Origin of the sequence: Brevundimonas sp. MF30-B, assembly GCF_004683885.1 — a bacterium.
Taxonomy (GTDB): domain Bacteria; phylum Pseudomonadota; class Alphaproteobacteria; order Caulobacterales; family Caulobacteraceae; genus Brevundimonas.
The window spans coordinates 1,801,390-1,817,461 of the sequence record NZ_CP038440.1 but is presented as its reverse complement, the minus strand read 5'-3'; the positions used below and the strand labels follow the sequence as shown (position 1 = coordinate 1,817,461).

20 protein-coding genes are annotated in these 16,072 nt (G+C 67.3%); 18 read left to right on the top strand and 2 right to left on the bottom strand.

Annotation, left to right across the window (positions count from 1 at the left end):
• Positions 1 to 54 precede the first annotated feature (54 nt).
• The 4 genes from E4M01_RS09220 (at position 55) to ygiD (ending at position 2,829) form a co-directional block, all read left to right on the top strand.
• Positions 55 to 930 (top strand): D-alanyl-D-alanine carboxypeptidase family protein, encoded by an 876-nt coding sequence (locus E4M01_RS09220; RefSeq protein ID WP_135063194.1) that lies wholly within the window; start codon positions 55 to 57, stop codon positions 928 to 930.
• Positions 915 to 1,382, top strand: a complete 468-nt coding sequence (locus tag E4M01_RS09215; RefSeq protein ID WP_245158225.1) for a hypothetical protein — start codon at positions 915 to 917, stop codon at positions 1,380 to 1,382. The genes E4M01_RS09220 and E4M01_RS09215 overlap by 16 nt, the downstream gene beginning before the upstream one ends.
• An 89-nt stretch (positions 1,383 to 1,471) precedes the next feature.
• Positions 1,472 to 2,074 carry an NAD(P)H:quinone oxidoreductase gene (wrbA, locus tag E4M01_RS09210; protein WP_135063196.1) on the top strand — a complete coding sequence of 201 codons (603 nt, stop codon included), beginning with the start codon at positions 1,472 to 1,474 and terminating at the stop codon, positions 2,072 to 2,074.
• Positions 2,074 to 2,829, top strand: coding sequence for a 4,5-DOPA dioxygenase extradiol (gene ygiD, locus E4M01_RS09205; RefSeq protein ID WP_135063198.1), 756 nt, complete (start codon positions 2,074 to 2,076; stop codon positions 2,827 to 2,829). The genes wrbA and ygiD overlap by 1 nt, the downstream gene beginning before the upstream one ends.
• A gap of 4 nt (positions 2,830 to 2,833) precedes the next feature.
• Here the strand turns inward: ygiD and E4M01_RS09200 are convergent, their stop codons facing one another.
• Together E4M01_RS09200 and E4M01_RS09195 are read right to left on the bottom strand one after the other, a co-directional pair.
• Positions 2,834 to 3,238, bottom strand: a complete 405-nt coding sequence (locus E4M01_RS09200) for a DoxX family protein (protein WP_135063200.1) — start codon at positions 3,236 to 3,238, stop codon at positions 2,834 to 2,836.
• Positions 3,239 to 3,263: 25 nt separating this feature from the next.
• Positions 3,264 to 4,820 carry an AMP-binding protein gene (locus E4M01_RS09195; RefSeq protein WP_135063202.1) on the bottom strand — a complete coding sequence of 519 codons (1,557 nt, stop codon included), beginning with the start codon at positions 4,818 to 4,820 and terminating at the stop codon, positions 3,264 to 3,266.
• A gap of 160 nt (positions 4,821 to 4,980) precedes the next feature.
• Between E4M01_RS09195 and lipA the strand changes: the two genes are divergently transcribed.
• The 14 genes from lipA to E4M01_RS09125 all read left to right on the top strand — a co-directional run bounded on the left by lipA (position 4,981) and on the right by E4M01_RS09125 (position 16,065).
• Positions 4,981 to 5,955, top strand: a complete 975-nt coding sequence (gene lipA, locus E4M01_RS09190) for a lipoyl synthase (RefSeq protein WP_135063204.1) — start codon at positions 4,981 to 4,983, stop codon at positions 5,953 to 5,955.
• Positions 5,956 to 5,961: 6 nt separating this feature from the next.
• Positions 5,962 to 6,414: a type II toxin-antitoxin system RatA family toxin gene (locus E4M01_RS09185; RefSeq protein WP_135063206.1), complete on the top strand. Its 453-nt coding sequence runs from the start codon at positions 5,962 to 5,964 to the stop codon at positions 6,412 to 6,414.
• Positions 6,411 to 7,520: an NAD(P)/FAD-dependent oxidoreductase gene (locus E4M01_RS09180; RefSeq protein WP_135063208.1), complete on the top strand. Its 1,110-nt coding sequence runs from the start codon at positions 6,411 to 6,413 to the stop codon at positions 7,518 to 7,520. Before E4M01_RS09185 ends, E4M01_RS09180 begins: the two co-directional genes overlap by 4 nt.
• Positions 7,513 to 8,049 (top strand): GNAT family N-acetyltransferase, encoded by a 537-nt coding sequence (locus tag E4M01_RS09175; RefSeq protein WP_135063210.1) that lies wholly within the window; start codon positions 7,513 to 7,515, stop codon positions 8,047 to 8,049. The genes E4M01_RS09180 and E4M01_RS09175 overlap by 8 nt, the downstream gene beginning before the upstream one ends.
• Positions 8,040 to 8,555 carry a GNAT family N-acetyltransferase gene (locus tag E4M01_RS09170; RefSeq protein WP_135063212.1) on the top strand — a complete coding sequence of 172 codons (516 nt, stop codon included), beginning with the start codon at positions 8,040 to 8,042 and terminating at the stop codon, positions 8,553 to 8,555. The genes E4M01_RS09175 and E4M01_RS09170 overlap by 10 nt, the downstream gene beginning before the upstream one ends.
• Before the next feature lie 111 nt (positions 8,556 to 8,666).
• Entirely contained in the window at positions 8,667 to 8,849 is a 183-nt protein-coding gene (gene rpmF, locus E4M01_RS09165) for a 50S ribosomal protein L32 (RefSeq protein ID WP_135063214.1), read from the top strand.
• A 109-nt stretch (positions 8,850 to 8,958) separates the two neighbouring features.
• A complete protein-coding gene (locus E4M01_RS09160; RefSeq protein WP_135063216.1) occupies positions 8,959 to 9,582 on the top strand; it encodes a hypothetical protein in 624 nt (207 codons plus the stop codon).
• Positions 9,582 to 10,175: a hypothetical protein gene (locus E4M01_RS09155; RefSeq protein ID WP_135063218.1), complete on the top strand. Its 594-nt coding sequence runs from the start codon at positions 9,582 to 9,584 to the stop codon at positions 10,173 to 10,175. The genes E4M01_RS09160 and E4M01_RS09155 overlap by 1 nt, the downstream gene beginning before the upstream one ends.
• A gap of 71 nt (positions 10,176 to 10,246) precedes the next feature.
• On the top strand, positions 10,247 to 11,524 hold the full coding sequence (gene eno / locus E4M01_RS09150; RefSeq protein ID WP_135063220.1) for a phosphopyruvate hydratase: 1,278 nt from the start codon (positions 10,247 to 10,249) through the stop codon (positions 11,522 to 11,524).
• 89 nt (positions 11,525 to 11,613) lie between these two features.
• Positions 11,614 to 11,931, top strand: coding sequence for a septum formation initiator family protein (locus E4M01_RS09145; RefSeq protein WP_135063606.1), 318 nt, complete (start codon positions 11,614 to 11,616; stop codon positions 11,929 to 11,931).
• Positions 11,932 to 12,054: 123 nt separating this feature from the next.
• Complete coding sequence (gene pdhA / locus E4M01_RS09140) at positions 12,055 to 13,080, top strand: pyruvate dehydrogenase (acetyl-transferring) E1 component subunit alpha (protein ID WP_135063222.1); 1,026 nt, start codon at positions 12,055 to 12,057, stop codon at positions 13,078 to 13,080.
• Complete coding sequence (locus E4M01_RS09135; RefSeq protein ID WP_135063224.1) at positions 13,077 to 14,471, top strand: pyruvate dehydrogenase complex E1 component subunit beta; 1,395 nt, start codon at positions 13,077 to 13,079, stop codon at positions 14,469 to 14,471. The genes pdhA and E4M01_RS09135 overlap by 4 nt, the downstream gene beginning before the upstream one ends.
• The gene (locus tag E4M01_RS09130) at positions 14,468 to 14,779 is read left to right on the top strand and encodes a DUF5076 domain-containing protein (protein ID WP_135063226.1); all 312 of its coding nucleotides are present in this window, start codon (positions 14,468 to 14,470) and stop codon (positions 14,777 to 14,779) included. Before E4M01_RS09135 ends, E4M01_RS09130 begins: the two co-directional genes overlap by 4 nt.
• Entirely contained in the window at positions 14,776 to 16,065 is a 1,290-nt protein-coding gene (locus E4M01_RS09125) for a pyruvate dehydrogenase complex dihydrolipoamide acetyltransferase (RefSeq protein ID WP_135063228.1), read from the top strand. Before E4M01_RS09130 ends, E4M01_RS09125 begins: the two co-directional genes overlap by 4 nt.
• Positions 16,066 to 16,072 lie beyond the last annotated feature (7 nt).

Genomic DNA, 16,072 nt, shown 5'->3' with positions numbered 1-16,072 from the left:
CGAGCCGCCAGCGCAGCCTTGCGGTCGCCATCATGAGCGGGCCACCATCAGCCGATGTCGCTTCGTCTTCTGTCCATAGCCGTGATCGCCCTGGCCTGCGCCGTATCCGAACGGCCGGCGCAGGCCCAACCCGTGCGGGCCTCGGACGGGGCCGAGGTCTGCCATCTGGACGACGGAGTCTGGGATCTGACGGCGGAGAGCAACGCCCGGTCGCTGAACATGATGGAGTGGTCGCCCTTCGCCGGCATGGAATACGGTTGGGAGACCTATCTGCCGCTGATCCAGAAGGAGATCGACACCGGCTGCGCGCCCGAATCGGCCGTGTTCGCCCAGCATCTGGCGGGCTTTCAGCAGGCTCATGGACTGCCGGCGACCGGCCAGTTCGACGCGGCGACCTTTCAGGTGTTTCGCGGGCTCTGGCAGGAGCGGCGGCCCTTTGTGATGGCGCGCGTGGCCGGCGACTGCCCGGAGCCGCCGCCGATCGCTCAACTGGGCTATCTGTCGCCGGGCGAGGAGCACGCCGATCGCATCACCCGCCTGCTGCGCCGCGACGTGCTGGACGCCTATCGCCAGATGGCGGCGGCGGCGCGGGCCGAGGTTCCCGAGATCGCGGCCGACCCCGAACTGCTGCAGATCTTCTCCGGCTTTCGCGATCCCGAAGCGGACGCGGCGCGGTGCGCCCAGCAGGGCAACTGCGACGGACTGAGGCGCGCGGTCTGCTCGCCGCACCGCACGGGCACGGCGGTGGATCTTTACGTGGGCCATGTCGAAGGCATGGGCGTGGACTCCACTGACGCTTGGAGCCGCCGGCACATGGCGAACGGCGCGGCCTATCGCTGGCTGGTCCGCAACGCTGGCCGCTTCGGTTTCGTCCCCTATGTCTATGAGCCTTGGCACTGGGAGTATGTGCGGCCGTGGCCAGACAGCTGACGAGCGGAGAGGCGGCCCTGGCGCGCGAAGCGCTGGGGCAGGATCTCGACGTGGGGCCGGTGCGCATCCTCGCCGCGCCCTGGCCGGTGAGGCGCGCCTTCGTCATAGGCAGCTGGTTCGGCCGAGACTGGATCATCTGGCCCCGACGCACCTTGCCGGCCGATTTCGCGACAGCCTCGCTAGCTCAGCAGGGCGTGCTGGTGCACGAGATGGTTCATGTGTGGCAGGCGCGGCAGGGCGTCAGCCTCCTGATCGGCAAGCTGAAGGCTGGCGATGGGCCGGGCGCCTACGCCTATCCGCTGGGGCCGGACTGCGAATGGCGCGGGCTGAATATCGAGCAGCAGGCCATGGTGGTGGAGCATCGCTTCCTGTTGTCGCGGGGAGGGCGCGTGCCGGCGGGCCGCGACTTCTACGCCCGTATCTGCCCGCTGGGCGCGAGAATGGAAATTTGACGGCGAGGGCTTGCATCGGCGGCTCGCGGGACTAGATCAGCCACTGACGCAGTTGCTTATGCGTCGTTCCATCTTCCAGGGAGCCCCGCATGGCCAAGATCCTCGTCCTCTATCACTCCACCTACGGCCACCTCGAGGTCATGGCCCAGGCCGTCGCCGAGGGTGCGGCCCAGGTCGAGGGCGCGCAGGTCGACATCAAGCGCGTGCCGGAAACGGTGCCGCAGGAGCTGGCCGAAAAATCCGGCTACAAGCTGGATCAGGCCGCGCCGATCGCCGTCATCGATGACCTGAAGGACTACGACGCCATCATCATCGGTGCGGGCACCCGTTTCGGCTCGGTCGCCTCGCAGATGCGCGCCTTCCTGGATCAGGCCGGCGGCCTGTGGTTCACGGGCGCGCTGCTGGGCAAGATCGGCGGCGCCTTCACCGCCACGGCGACACAGCACGGCGGGCAGGAGACGACCTTCCAGGGTCTGCACAACTTCTTCATGCACCACGGCATGCCGGTGGTGGGTCTGCCCTACGCCTTCCAGGGGCAGTCGCGCCTGGACGAGATCACGGGCGGCTCGCCCTACGGCGCCAGCACCATCACGGGCAGCGACGGATCGCGGATGCCCAGCGAGAACGAGCTGGACGGCGCCCGCTTCCAGGGCCGGCACATCGCCAAACTGGCGACCAAGCTGCACGGTTGATGACCGCGCCCGCCGTCTTCTTCGGCCACGGCTCGCCCATGAACGCCCTGGGCGGGCCGCACGCCGACGCCTGGCGGGCGCTGGGCCGAGCCATAGGCCGGCCGCGCGGCGTGGTGATGGTCTCCGCCCATTGGCAGACGATGGGTCTGGGCGTCACCGCTCAGGAAAAACCGCCCACAATCCACGACTTCGGCGGCTTTCCGCGTGAGCTACACGAAATGCAGTATCCGGCGCCGGGTTCGCCGGCGCTGGCGGCGCGTGTGGCCGAGCTTACGGGAGCGCAGCCGACAGACAGCTGGGGGCTGGACCACGGAACCTGGTCTGTCCTGGCTCATGTGTTTCCCGGCGCCGAAGTGCCGATCGTGCAGCTGTCGCTGGATCGCCGCCTGGACGCTCGCGGACACTATGAGCTGGCGCGAAGCCTGGCGCCCCTGCGCGACGAAGGCGTGATGATCGCCGGCTCCGGCGACTTCGTGCACAATCTGCGGACCTGGAAGCGTGACGGCGGCGAGCCATACGCCTGGGCCAGCGGCTTCAACGAAGCGGTCAAATCGGCGCTGGCGCGCGGCGACCATGACGCCCTGATCGACTGGGTCGGCCTGGCCGAAGAGGCGCAGATGAGCGTGCCCACCGATGAGCACTATCTGCCGCTGCTCTATGTGGCCGCCCAGCAGCGGCCGGGCGAGACGCCGGTGCTCTTCAACGACGTGATCGAGGGCGGCTCGATCTCGATGACCGGCGTCCGCTTCGGCTGAGCGTTCAGCGGTAGGCGCGACGGCCGCGGAAGGCGCTGTCCAGGGCGAAGGCGCCCGGTCCGGCGAAGGCCAAGTACAGGAACACCCAGCAATACAGCGCCGCCAGCTCGCCGCCGTTGACCAGCGGATAGATCCCGCCGGTGGCGAAGTGGAACTGGAAGTAGGCCACGGCCATCATGCCGGACAGGATGAAGGCGACCGGGCGGGTGAACAGGCCCAGCACGATCAGCGCGCCGCCGACCAGCTCCAGCACGCCGCCGATCCCCATCTGGCTGAACAGCTCGAACGGGCCGCGTGCGGGCGCGGGGAAGCCGAAGATCTTCTGCGTCCCGTGCTGCATGAACATCAGGCCGGTGACGATGCGCAGCAGCCCCAGAACCTTGGGCGCATGGGCGGAAAGAGCGTTCATCCTGGAAGTCCCCGAAACGGCCCGGTCAGGCGGCGCGAGCCTCGCCTTCGACCATCTTCTGGATGGCCACGTAGTCGGTCTTGCCGGTGCCCAGCACCGGGACCTCGGCGACCTTGACGATTTTCTTGGGCACCGCAAGCTCCGGTGCGCCGTGGGTCCGGGCCCATTCGGCCAGGCGGCCGCTGTCGGCGTCCTTGCGGTCGGTGACGAGCACCAGTTTCTCGCCCTTGCGCGCATCGGCGATGGCGACGACGGCGTGGCGCGCCTCGGGCCACACGGCGCTGGCCAGACCCTCGACGGCGGTCAGGGAGACCATTTCACCGCCGATCTTGGCGAAGCGCTTCACCCGACCCAGGATGGCGACATAGCCGTCCGGATCGATGTCGACGATGTCGCCGGTGTCATGCCAGCCGCCGTCCAGCGGCTCGACCTTGAGCGGATCCTCGGGCGACAGATAGCCGGCCATGACGTTGGGCCCGCGCAGATACAGACGCCCGCCGTCCTCGATGCCCGACACGCTCTCCAGCCGGAACTCCATGCCGGGCAGAAGCTGGCCGACGGTGCCGGGGCGGTTGCGGTCAGGGTGATTGACGGCGACCACGGGCGCGGCCTCGGTCGCCCCGTAGCCTTCCAGCAGCTTCAGCCCGCCGAAGCGGGTGTTGAACAGGTGATGCGTCTCCTCGCGCACCTTCTCGGCGCCGGCCACCACGAACTGCAGCGTGGCGAAGTCGTCGGGCGAGGCGACGCGGGCGTACTGGTTCAGGAAGGTGTCGGTGGCGAACAGGATCGACGCCTTCACCTGAGGCAGCAGCTCGACGATCTGCTTGGCGTGGAGCGGCGAGGGGTACTGGAAGGCCTTCAGGCCGTTCACCAGCGGCAGCAGCACGCCCCCGGTCAGGCCGAAGCAGTGGAAGGTCGGCAGCGGGTTGAACATCACCCATTCGGGCTTCAGATCGATGTGCGCCCCGACCTGGCGGCAGTTGGCGACCAGATTGGCCTGGGTCAGCATGACGCCCTTGGGCGCGCCGAAGCTGCCGGAGGTGAACAGGATCACGCCCGCCGACTGCGGGTCGGTCTTCACGCGGAACCGCTCGGGCGCGAGGCCAGCGGCCAGGCCGAACAGCTTGTCCTTGAAGCCGATCGTCTTGCGCACATCGTCCAGCCAGACGATCTCGGCGTCCTGGGCCAGGGCCTCGACCAACTCCTCGAGCTTGGCCTGGGTGATGAAGCGCTTGGCGGTCAGCACCTTGTTGACGCCCGCCGCCTTGAGCGCGGCCTTCAGGTTCAGCTCACCCGAGGTGAAGTTCAGCATGACCGGCGTGCGGCCATAGGCGTGCAGTCCGTAGAAGGTGACGACCACCCCCATGCTGGACGGCAGCAGCACGCCGACCCGCTCGCCCGCCTGGGTCATGTCCGCCAGCTTGCGGCCCAGCACCAGGGCGGCGCGGATCAGGCCGGTGTAGGTGAGGGGCTTGCGGTCCTGATCTTCCAGGATCTCCTTGTCGCCAAAATGCGCACGCGCGGCGATCAGGGAATCGAACAGGGTCTCGGGTTGGGTCTTCCAGTCGGCGGCAGGCCGCAAGGCGCAATCTCCCTGAGGGTCGTCGCGCCCTCTCGGTTTACTCTGCGCGAACCTAGAGAGGCCCGCCGGGAATGAAAAGATCCGTTACGGCGCGTGATCGTGACGCGCTGAAACCGTCCGTGGCTTGCCATCAGGCCGCTTAGGCCCGACATAGCCGGCGATGGTCACCCTGATCGACACCCTGAAGGCGTCGCCTGCGGCGCTGCGCCACCCTGAAAAGCAGAAGCGGGCGGACTCCGTCGTGCTGAAGAAGCCCGACTGGCTGCGCGTGAAAGCGCCCGGCTCGGGCCAGTACAACGCCACGCGCGCCATCGTGAAGGAAAAGGGCCTTCACACCGTCTGTGAAGAGGCGGCCTGCCCGAACATCGGCGAGTGCTGGAGCCAGAAGCACGCCACTCTGATGATCATGGGCGACACCTGCACGCGGGCCTGCGCCTTCTGCAACGTCAAGACGGGCCTGCCCCAGCCGCTGGACCCGGAAGAGCCTGTAAAGGTGGGCCTGGCCGTCCAGCAGATGGGCCTGAACCACGTCGTGATCACCTCGGTCGACCGCGACGACGTATCGGACGGGGGCGCCGCCCACTTCGCCGAGGTGGTTCGCCAGATTCGCCTGCAGGCGCCCGGCACGACCATCGAGATCCTGACGCCCGACTTCCTGCGCAAGGACGGCGCGGCCGAGGTGATGATCGACGCCACGCCCGACGTCTTCAACCACAACCTGGAGACCGTGCCGCGCCTGTATCTGAAGATCCGGCCCGGTGCGCGCTACTTCCACTCCCTGCGCCTGCTGCAGATGGTCAAGGAGCGCGACCCCAACCAGTTCACCAAGTCCGGCATCATGGTCGGACTGGGCGAGACCAAGGAAGAGGTCATGCAGGTGATGGATGACATGCGCTCGGCCGGCGTCGACTTCATCACCATCGGCCAGTACCTGCAGCCCACCCGCAAGCACGCGGCGATCGAGCGGTTCGTCACGCCGGAAGAGTTCAAGGCCTATGAGGCGATCGCCCGGGCCAAGGGCTTCCTGATGGTGTCGTCGTCGCCGCTGACGCGCAGCTCGCACCATGCGGGCGACGACTTCGCGCGGCTGAAGGCGGCGCGCATGGCCCACAGCCCCACTCTGGCCGCGCGCTGATCCGGCTTGGCCGTCCATCGCCTGACCCGCATTCTGCCCTATGAACCCGCCCAGCTCGCCGAGCTGGTGGCGGACGTGGGGGCCTATCCGGACTTCGTGCGCTGGGTGACGTCCATGCGGACGTGGAACGCGCGCGAGGAGGCCCCGGGCGTGACGCTTCTGGACGCCGAGGCCAAGGTCGGCTTCTCGTTTCTGAACGAGACTTTCTCGACGTGGGTGCGCCATGACCGCAATGCGCCCAAGGTCGAGGTCGGCCTGCTGCGCGGACCGTTCAGGCATTTGAAGAACCGCTGGGAGTTCTTTCCGCATCTCGAAGGGGCACGGCTGGAGTTCATGATCGACTTTGCCTTCAAGTCGCGCATGCTGGACGCCATGCTCCACGCCAACTTCGACCGCGCCGTCGGGGCGCTGATCGGCAGTTTCGAGGCCGAGGCCAAACGGCGCTACGGTTCGCGATGACCTTTGATTTCGACGCGACCGTCGTGGGCGCCGGGGCCGTGGGCCTGGCCTGCGGCCGGGCGCTGTCTAAGCGCGGCCTGACGGTGCTGGTGCTGGAGCGCGAGCCGCACATCGGACAGGGCGTTTCCTCGCGAAACAGCGAGGTCATTCACGGCGGCCTCTATTATCCCAGCGGTTCGCTGAAGGCGCGCTTCTGCGTCGAGGGGCGGCGGCGGCTCTACGCCTTCCTGGAGAGCCGCAAGATCGAACACTGGAAATGCGGCAAGCTGGTCGTGGCGACCGAAGAGGCCGAGGTCGAACGCATCGAGGCGATCTTTCAGCAGGCCACGACCAATGACGTCGAAGGCCTGGAGCATTTGACCGGGGCCCAGGCCCGCGCGCTGGAGCCGGCGCTGAACGCTCATGCCGCCATCCTGTCGCCCGAGAGCGGCGTATTTGACAGCCACGGCTATATGCTGGCGTTGCAGGGCGAGATCGAGGACGCGGGCGGTTCGGTGGTGGTTTCCGCTCCGTTCGAGGGGGCGGAGTCCCTGGCGGCCGGCGGTTTCTCGATCCGGGTCGGCGGGGAGGGGGCGATGACCGTCACCAGCCCCCTGCTGGTCACCGCGCCGGGGCTGCAGGCTCAGGCGGTGGCGGCGAGGATCGAGGACTATCCGGCCGGCGACATTCCCCAGGGGCATTTCGGCAAGGGCGTCTATTTCCGCCTGACGGGCGCGGCGCCCTTCAACCGACTGATCTATCCGCCGCCCATCCCCGGCGCGCTGGGCACCCATTATCGCAAGGATCTGGGCGGGCAGGGGGTGTTCGGACCGGACCTCGCCTATGTCGAGACCGAGGACTATTCTGTCGATCCAGCCAAGGCCGAAGAGTTCGCCCGCTACATCCGCCGCTTCTGGCCCGGCGTGGAGGTCGAGCGGTTGACGCCCGACTACGCCGGCATCCGGCCCAAGCTGCACGGTCCGGGCGAGGTCCAGCCGGACTTTCAGCTGCACGGGCGCGAACATCACGGCATTGACGGCCTGATGGCGCTGTTCGGAATCGAGAGCCCCGGCCTGACCAGTTCGCTGGCGATCGGCGAGGCGGTGGCGGAGCGGCTGGGTGAGTGAGCTGACGTTTCGCGCGGCCACGGCGGCGGATATCGCCATCCTGCAGCCCTTCGTCCACGCGGCCTATCGCGGCGACAGCGCCCGACGCGGCTGGACGCATGAGGCCGATCTGCTGGACGGAAACCGGATCGACGCGGAAACGCTGGCGGCGGTGATCGCCGATCCAGCGCAGGTCGTGGTCATGGCCGAGCGTGACGGCGGGCTGGCCGGCTGTGTGCAGGTGACCGACAAGGGCGAGGGCCTGGCCTATCTGGGGATGCTGTCGGTCGCACCGGACGATCAGGGCCAGGGGATGGGCCGCGCCCTCATCGCGGCGGCCGAGGCCACGGCGCGCGATCGATTCGGCGCCTCTCGCATGGAGATGACGGTCATCATCCAGCGCACGGAGCTGATCGACTGGTATGTGCGGCGCGGGTACCGCAGCACCGGCGAGACGCGGCCGTTCCCCGCCACCGACCCGCGATTCGGCCTGCCGCGCCGCGATGACCTGGCCTTTGCGGTGCTGGAGCGCGACCTGACATGCGACTGACCACGCCACGCCTGACCTTGCGCTCGGCCCGGGCTGACGATCTGCAGGCCTTTCACCGCATCCTGTCGGACCCGCGCGCCACCCGCTGGTGGTCCACGCCGCCGCATGAAACCCCCGATCAGACCCGCGCGTGGCTGGACGCCATGATCGACAAGGGGCCCGACAATCCAGACTTCGTGATCGAGCATGACGGCGTCCTGATCGGCAAGGCCGGCTTCTTCGCCCTGCCGGAGATCGGCTACATCCTGCATCCCGACCAATGGGGTCAGGGGTTCGCGCGAGAGGCGGTGCAAGCGGCTATCGACCACGTCTGGGCGACGCGTGATCTGCAAGCGCTGGAGGCCGAGGTCGATCCGGACAACACTGCCTCCATTCGACTGTTGGAGCATATGGGCTTCCTGCGTGTCGGCTTTCGGGCGGCGGGGATCCAGGTGGGCGGGGTCTGGATGGACTGCGTCGATTACGCCCTTACGCGCGAGGACTGGTCCGGTCGCGCGCGGACTTGAACTCATGGGCCGGTTCATGCATAAGCCCGCGCTCGCGTGGCGGCTCTTTCGGGCCGCCCCTGTTGTTTTTCGCGCCGGTCCCGGCGCACCGACTTAGAGATTGAGACGGACATGGCCGTTCCGAAGCGCAAAGTATCGCCCTCGCGTCGCAATATGCGTCGCGCCCACGACTCGCTGGGAGCCAACCCCTACGTCGAGGACAAGGACACGGGCGAGCTGCGTCGTTCGCACCACATCGACCTGAAGACCGGCACCTATCGCGGCCGTCAGGTGCTGACGCCCAAGGAAGACTAAGGTCTTTCGCTTTCCGGCCTCGCGGCCAGGCGTGAAATTTTAGCGGCGCGCGACGGGTTCGCGCGCCGTTTTCGTGCGTTTCGGGTCAGGACCTGTCCGGGAGACGCCCATGATCCGCCCCATCGCCCGCCCCGTCGCTTTCATGGCCGCTCTGTCGCTGGCCGCCATCTCGTTGAGCGCCTGCGATTCGCCGCGCGATCCCGCCGCAGCCGGCGGCGCCCAGCCTGTCGACGCGCCGCCTGCGACCGGTCCGGCCCAGCCCCAGACCCAGCCTGCCCTGACCCTGACCGCGCACGGCTTCGGCCCGGTGCACGTCGGGATGCGGATGGCCGAGCTTGAGGCCGCCATGGGACCGCCCGCTCATGCGCTCGACAACCCGATCGAGCAGTGCAACGAGCTTCGGCCTCAACGCGCGCCTCAGGGCCTTTACGTCATGGTCGAGAACGGCCTGGTGACGCGGGTCACCCTGGGCGAAGACTCGACCGCCGTCAGCGAGCGCGGCATCAAGGTTGGCGACACGGCCGCGCGGGTCCGCGAGGTCTATGGCTCCGCCATCGAGGCGTCGGGGCACAAGTATGAGCCTGCGCCGGCTGAATATCTGACCACCTGGGCGACGCCCGACCATTCCAGCCCGGCGGCGCGCGGCATCAAGTACGAGATCGGCCAGGATGGGACTGTGCGCTCCATCTCGGGCGGCGGGCCGTCGATCCAGTATGTGGAGGGCTGCTCGTGATGCGCCTGATGGTCGCCGCCGTGCTGGCCGCCGGCCTTTTGGCCTGCGGAGACCGCAACGCAGAGCCCACGCCGGCGCCGGTCGAACCGATTGCTCCAGCCGTCAGTCCCATGACACCCGCGTCCGGCGCCGACACGCTGAACGCCGAAGGCTTCGGGCCTTTGCGGATCGGCATGAGCCTGGCCGAAGTCGAGGCGGCGCTTGGCCCCGACGCCAATCCTGATGCCGTCGGCGGTCCCGAGCCCGAAGTCTGCGACCAATTCCGCCCGGCCCGAGCGCCCGAAGGCCTTCTGGTCATGATCGAACGCGGCGTGTTGACCAGCGTGCGTCTGACCCGCAGCTCGACAGTCACGACCGACAGCGGCGTCTCCATCGGCGACAGCGAAGCCGATGTGCGGGCCGCCTATCCCACCCTGGACGAACAGGCGCATGCCTATGAAGCCGCCCCGTCGAAGTATCTGACGGCTTGGTCGGGCGCCGCTCGCTCCACGCCGGATGCGCGGGGCCTGCGCTTCGAGATCGGCCAGGACGGCCGCGTCAGCTCCATCACCGGCGGCGGGCCGTCGATCCAGTATGTCGAAGGCTGTCTGTAGGGTCGGCTTCCTTGCCGGATGGGGCAGGGGCGGGCTAAACGCGGCCTGATCCTTTCAGACAGAGCGCTCCCATGACCGACATCGCCGACATCGTCGCCCGCCAGATCCTCGACAGCCGCGGCAATCCGACGGTGGAAGTCGATGTGGTGCTCGAAGACGGCTCCTTCGGCCGCGCGGCTGTCCCGTCCGGCGCCTCGACCGGCGCGCACGAGGCCGTCGAACTGCGCGACGGCGACAAAGACGTCTGGGGCGGCAAGGGCGTCCAGAAGGCGGTTGACGCCGTCAACGGCGAAATCTTCGACGCCCTCTCCGGCATGGACGCCGAGGACCAGCGCCGCATCGACGAGGCCCTGATCGCGCTGGACGGCACAGAGAACAAGGGCCGCCTGGGCGCGAACGCCATCCTGGGCGTCAGCCTGGCCGTAGCCAAGGCCAGCGCCATCTCCTCGAACCTGCCGCTGCACCGTTACCTGGGCGGCGTCTCGGCGCGCGTCCTGCCGACGCCGATGATGAACATCATCAATGGCGGCGCCCACGCCGACAATCCGATCGACATCCAGGAATTCATGATCCTGCCGACCGGCGCCGAGGACTTCTCCGAAGCCCTGCGCATGGGCGCCGAGATCTTCCATGCCCTGAAGAAGGCGCTGAAGGATGCGGGCCACAACACCAACGTCGGCGACGAGGGCGGCTTCGCCCCGAACCTGGCCTCGGCCGAAGAGGCGCTGAGCTTCATCACCAAGGCGGGCCAGTCGGCCGGCTATCTGGCGGGTGAGGACTTCCACCTGGGCCTCGACGTGGCGTCGACCGAGTTCTTCAAGGACGGCAAATATGTGCTGGCCGGCGAGGGCAAGACCTTCGACCAAGACGGCATGGTCGGCTATCTGGCGGACCTGTGCGAACGCTTCCCCATCGTCTCGATCGAAGACGGTTGCGCGGAAGACGACTTCGACGGCTGGAAGCTGCTGACCGATCGCCTGGGCGACCGCATCCAGCTGGTCGGCGACGATCTGTTCGTGACCAATCCGCGCCGTCTGGCGGCCGGCATCGGCGAAGGCCTGGCCAACTCGATCCTGATCAAGGTCAATCAGATCGGCACCCTGTCGGAGACGCTGGACGCCGTCGATATGGCCCAGCGCGCCGGCTACACCGCCGTCATGAGCCACCGCTCGGGCGAGACCGAGGATTCGACCATCGCCGACCTGGCTGTCGCCACCAACTGCGGGCAGATCAAGACTGGCTCGCTGGCCCGCTCGGACCGCACGGCCAAGTACAATCAGCTGCTGCGAATCGAAGAGATGCTGGGCGATCAGGGCGTCTATTTCGGCGACGGAATGCTGTTGAAATAATACGGCCAAGCTACGGTTCGTTAGGCATTTTCGGTCACGACTGGGAAACTGTCCCGTGCGCTCAGAAGGAGCGTCCCGTGCCCGAGTCCATGAAGCCTTACCTTCCGTCCCTGCTGCTGGGTCTGCTGATCGTCTATCTGGGCGTGCAAGCGCTGACGGGCGAGCGCGGACTGCTGAGCGGCGCCGAGCGCGAAGCGCTTCTGATGCGGCGCGAGGCTCAGTTGGCGCGGCTGACCGAGCAGCGCCGGGACCTGGAAGTCCGCGTCCGCTATCTGCGCACCGACAATCTGTCGCGCGATCTTCTGGAAGAGCGCGCGCGGGCGGTGATCGGCTTCACCGATCCACGCGACTATGTGGTTCGTCTGTCGCCTGCGCCGGCGACGCAGGCCGCCGCGCGCCTGTCCTAAATCCATGCTGAACTATTGTTACAAGCCGTGAAGGCGACTTTGCCTTTCGGGAACGAAGGCTGCTAAAGCCCCCTTTCCGTAACGATAAGAGGCCCCGCGCGGGGCTCAGCCGGGAGATGCCGGATGGCGAGAGCCGCCGCGAAGAAATCGTCAGACGACAAGATTCCAAACACGCCTCAGGCCTCCAAGGAGGACCTGCTGCGCTTCTACCGCGAGATGGTGCTGATCCGTCGTTTCGAGGAGCGCGCCGGCCAGCTGTACGGCATGGGCCTGATCGGCGGCTTCTGCCACCTGTACATCGGCCAGGAGGCCGTGGCCGTGGGCGTTCAGGAGAGCGTCAAGCAGGGTCACGACAAGATCATCACCGGCTACCGCGACCACGGCCACATGCTGGCCGCCGGCATGGACCCCAAAGAGGTCATGGCCGAGCTGACCGGTCGCATCGGCGGTTCGTCAAAGGGCAAGGGCGGCTCGATGCACATGTTCGACGTGCCGACCGGCTTCTATGGCGGTCACGGCATCGTTGGCGCCCAGGTGGCGCTGGGCACCGGCCTGGCCTTCGCCGGCAAGTACCGGGGCGATGACTCGGTCGCCTTCGTCTATTTCGGCGACGGCGCGGCCAATCAGGGCCAGGTCTACGAAAGCTTCAACATGGCCCAGTTGTGGAAGCTGCCGGCCATCTACATCATCGAGAACAATCAGTACGCCATGGGCACGTCGATCGAGCGGGCCTCGTCGACGACCGAGCTGTTCCAGCGCGGCTCAAGCTTCGGCATTCCGGGGGAGCAGGTAGACGGCATGGACGTGCTGGCCGTTCGCGACGCCACGGCGCGCGCCGTCAAGCGCGCCCGTGAAGGCGGCGGCCCCTTCATCCTGGAGGTGAAGACCTACCGCTACCGCGGCCACTCCATGTCCGATCCGGCCAAGTACCGCACCAAGGAAGAGGTCGACGAGGTCAAGAAGACCCGCGACCCGATCGAGCACATCAAGATCCTGCTCGACCAGGCCAAGGCCACCGAGGACGAGCTGAAAGCGATCGACAGCGAAATCAAGGCGATCGTCGCCGAAGCTGTCCAGTTCGCTCAGGAAAGCCCGGAGCCCGATCCGTCCGAGCTCTATACCGACGTCTATGTGGAGGCCGCCCAGTGACCGACATTCTGATGCCGGCGCTGTCGCCCACCATGGAAGAGGGCACGCTGTCCAAATGGCACGTCAAGGCCGGCGACACCGTCAAGGCCGGCGACGTCATCGCCGAGATCGAGACCGACAAGGCGACCATGGAGGTCGAGGCCGTCGACGAGGGCGAAATCTCCGAAATCCTCGTGGCCGAAGGCTCCGAGGGCGTGAAGGTGAACACCCCCATCGCCCGCCTGTCCGGCGACGAGGCCGCGCCCGCGCCCAAGGCGGCCGAGGCCAAACAGGATGCGCCCAAGGCCGAGCAGGCCGGCGATCCCGAGAAAAAAGCGCCTGAGGCCGCCGAGCCGCGTCCGGAAGGCGAGGGGGCTGCTCCCGTCACGCCCAAGGTCGAGCTGCGGGATCCTGAGATCCCCGCCGACGCCAAGCTGGTGAAGACCACCATCCGCGACGCCCTGCGCGACGCCATGGCCGAGGAAATGCGGCGAGACGACCGCGTCTTCCTGATGGGCGAGGAAGTCGCTCAGTATCAGGGCGCCTACAAGGTCAGCCGCGAACTGCTGCAGGAGTTCGGCGACCAGCGCGTGGTCGACACGCCGATCACCGAGCACGGCTTCGCCGGCCTGGGCGTCGGCGCCGCCATGGCGGGGCTGAAGCCGATCGTCGAGTTCATGACTTGGAACTTCGGCATGCAGGCCATCGACCACATCATCAATTCGGCGGCCAAGACCCTCTACATGTCGGGCGGCCAGATCCGTGCGCCCATCGTATTCCGCGGCCCGAACGGCGCCGCCAGCCGCGTCGGCGCCCAGCACAGCCAGGACTATTCCGCCTGGTACGCACAGGTGCCCGGCCTGAAGGTCATCGCGCCCTATGACGCGGCCGACGCCAAGGGCCTGCTGAAGGCGGCGATCCGCGATCCCAACCCCGTCGTATTCCTCGAGCACGAGATGATGTACGGGCTGGAGTTCGACGTGCCCGACGTCGAGGACTATGTCGTGCCGATCGGCAAGGCCAAGGTCCGTCGCGAGGGCAAGGACGTCACCATCACCGCCCACAGCCGCATGGTCGGCTTCGCCCTGGCGGCGGCGGAGAAGCTGGCGGAAGAGGGGATCGAGGCCGAGGTCATCGATCTGCGCACCCTGCGCCCGCTCGACCACGAAACGATCGTGGAAAGCGTCAAGAAGACCAACCGTCTGGTTTCGGCCGAAGAGGGCTGGGGCCCGATGGGCGTCGGCGCCGAGGTGGTGGCGCGGGTGATCGAGCATGCCTTCGACTACCTCGACGCGCCCCCGCTGCGGGTGCACCAGGAAGACGTGCCGCTGCCCTATGCGGCCAACCTGGAAGCCTTGTCGCTGCCGGGCGTGGACAAGATCATCAAGGCTGTGAAGCAGGTGACGGCATGAGCAAGTCCAAAGATATTCCGCTGACACCCGCAGAGAGCGTCGTGAACGATCCCGACGCGGTGGAAATCATACGGATTTGGTGGTCCAGAAACGAACCTGCCTTTGCCCTGAAGCCGGCGTTTCGCAATCCGGAAAGCTTTGGGGTGATGCTGGCCCAAGCGGTCCGCCACATGGCGTACGCTTACGGTCAACGCGAAATTGCCCCGCAAGATGAAGCGTACGACGCAATCCTGAAGGGATTTAATCGGACGATCGACGGTCCGACGGTCGAGACCGTTCTCGAAAAGGACGCGGGGACTGCGTCGTGACTGACATCCTGATGCCGGCCCTGTCGCCCACCATGGAAGAGGGCGTGCTGGCCAAGTGGCACGTCAAGGCTGGCGACACGGTCAAGGCCGGCGACGTCATCGCCGAGATCGAGACCGACAAGGCGACCATGGAGGTCGAGGCCGTCGACGAGGGCGAAGTCGCCGAGATCGTCGTGCCTGAAGGCTCCGAGGGCGTGAAGGTCAACAGCGTGATCGCCCGTCTGAAGGGCGAGGACGGCGCGGCCGCGCCGGCGCCGAAGGCCGATCCCAAGCCAGCTGAATCTCCGGCCAAGTCTGACAAGGCCGACGCTGCAGACCCGAAAGCCGAAGCGCCCAAGGTCGAGCCGGCTAAGGCGGCCGCCTCGGCCGAGGCTGAAGACGGCGCCCGCATCTTCGCCTCGCCCCTGGCGCGCCGCATCGCGTCGCAGAACGGCGTGGATCTGAAGTCGATCAAGGGCACCGGCCCGCACGGCCGCATCGTCAAGCGTGACGTCGAGGGCGCGAAGGGCGGTTCCGCCGTCGCCGCCAGCCCGGCGACCACGGCCGGCGCCGAACCGCGCAAGGTTCAGTCGCTGGCCCAGATGGGCATTCCAGACGGCACCTACGACCTGGTGCCGCTGGACGGCATGCGCAAGGCGATTGCGCGCCGCCTGACCGACAGCTTCCGCGACGTGCCGCACTTCCCGCTGACCATCGACTGCGAGATCGACGGTCTCTTGGCCGCGCGCGCCAAGGTCAATGCGATGCTGGAGAAGGTCGGGATCAAGGTTTCGGTCAACGATTTCGTGCTCAAGGCCTCCGCCATGGCGCTGAAGGCGGTTCCAGAAGCCAACGCCAGCTACTCGCCCGAGGGCATCGCCATGCACCACAACGCCGATGTGGCGATGGCGGTGGCGATCGACGGCGGCCTGATCACCCCGATCATCCGCAAGGCCGAGACCAAGTCGCTGCATCAGATCGCGACCGAGTCCAAGGACCTGGCCAAGCGCGCCCGCGACCGCAAGCTGAAGCCCGACGAGTTCCAGGGTGGCACCTTCAGCGTCTCCAACCTGGGCATGTTCGGCATCAAGACCTTCGCCTCGATCATCAACGAGCCCCAGGGCGCGATCATGAGCGTGGGGGCAGGGGAGCAGCGCCCCGTCGTCAAGGACGGCCAGCTGGCCGTGGCCACTGTCATGACGGTGACCCTGACCTGCGATCACCGTGTGGTGGACGGCGCCGTCGGCGCCCGCTTCCTGCAGGTGTTCAAGGCGATGATCGAAGACCCAGTCACCATGCTGGCCTGACGCCAGG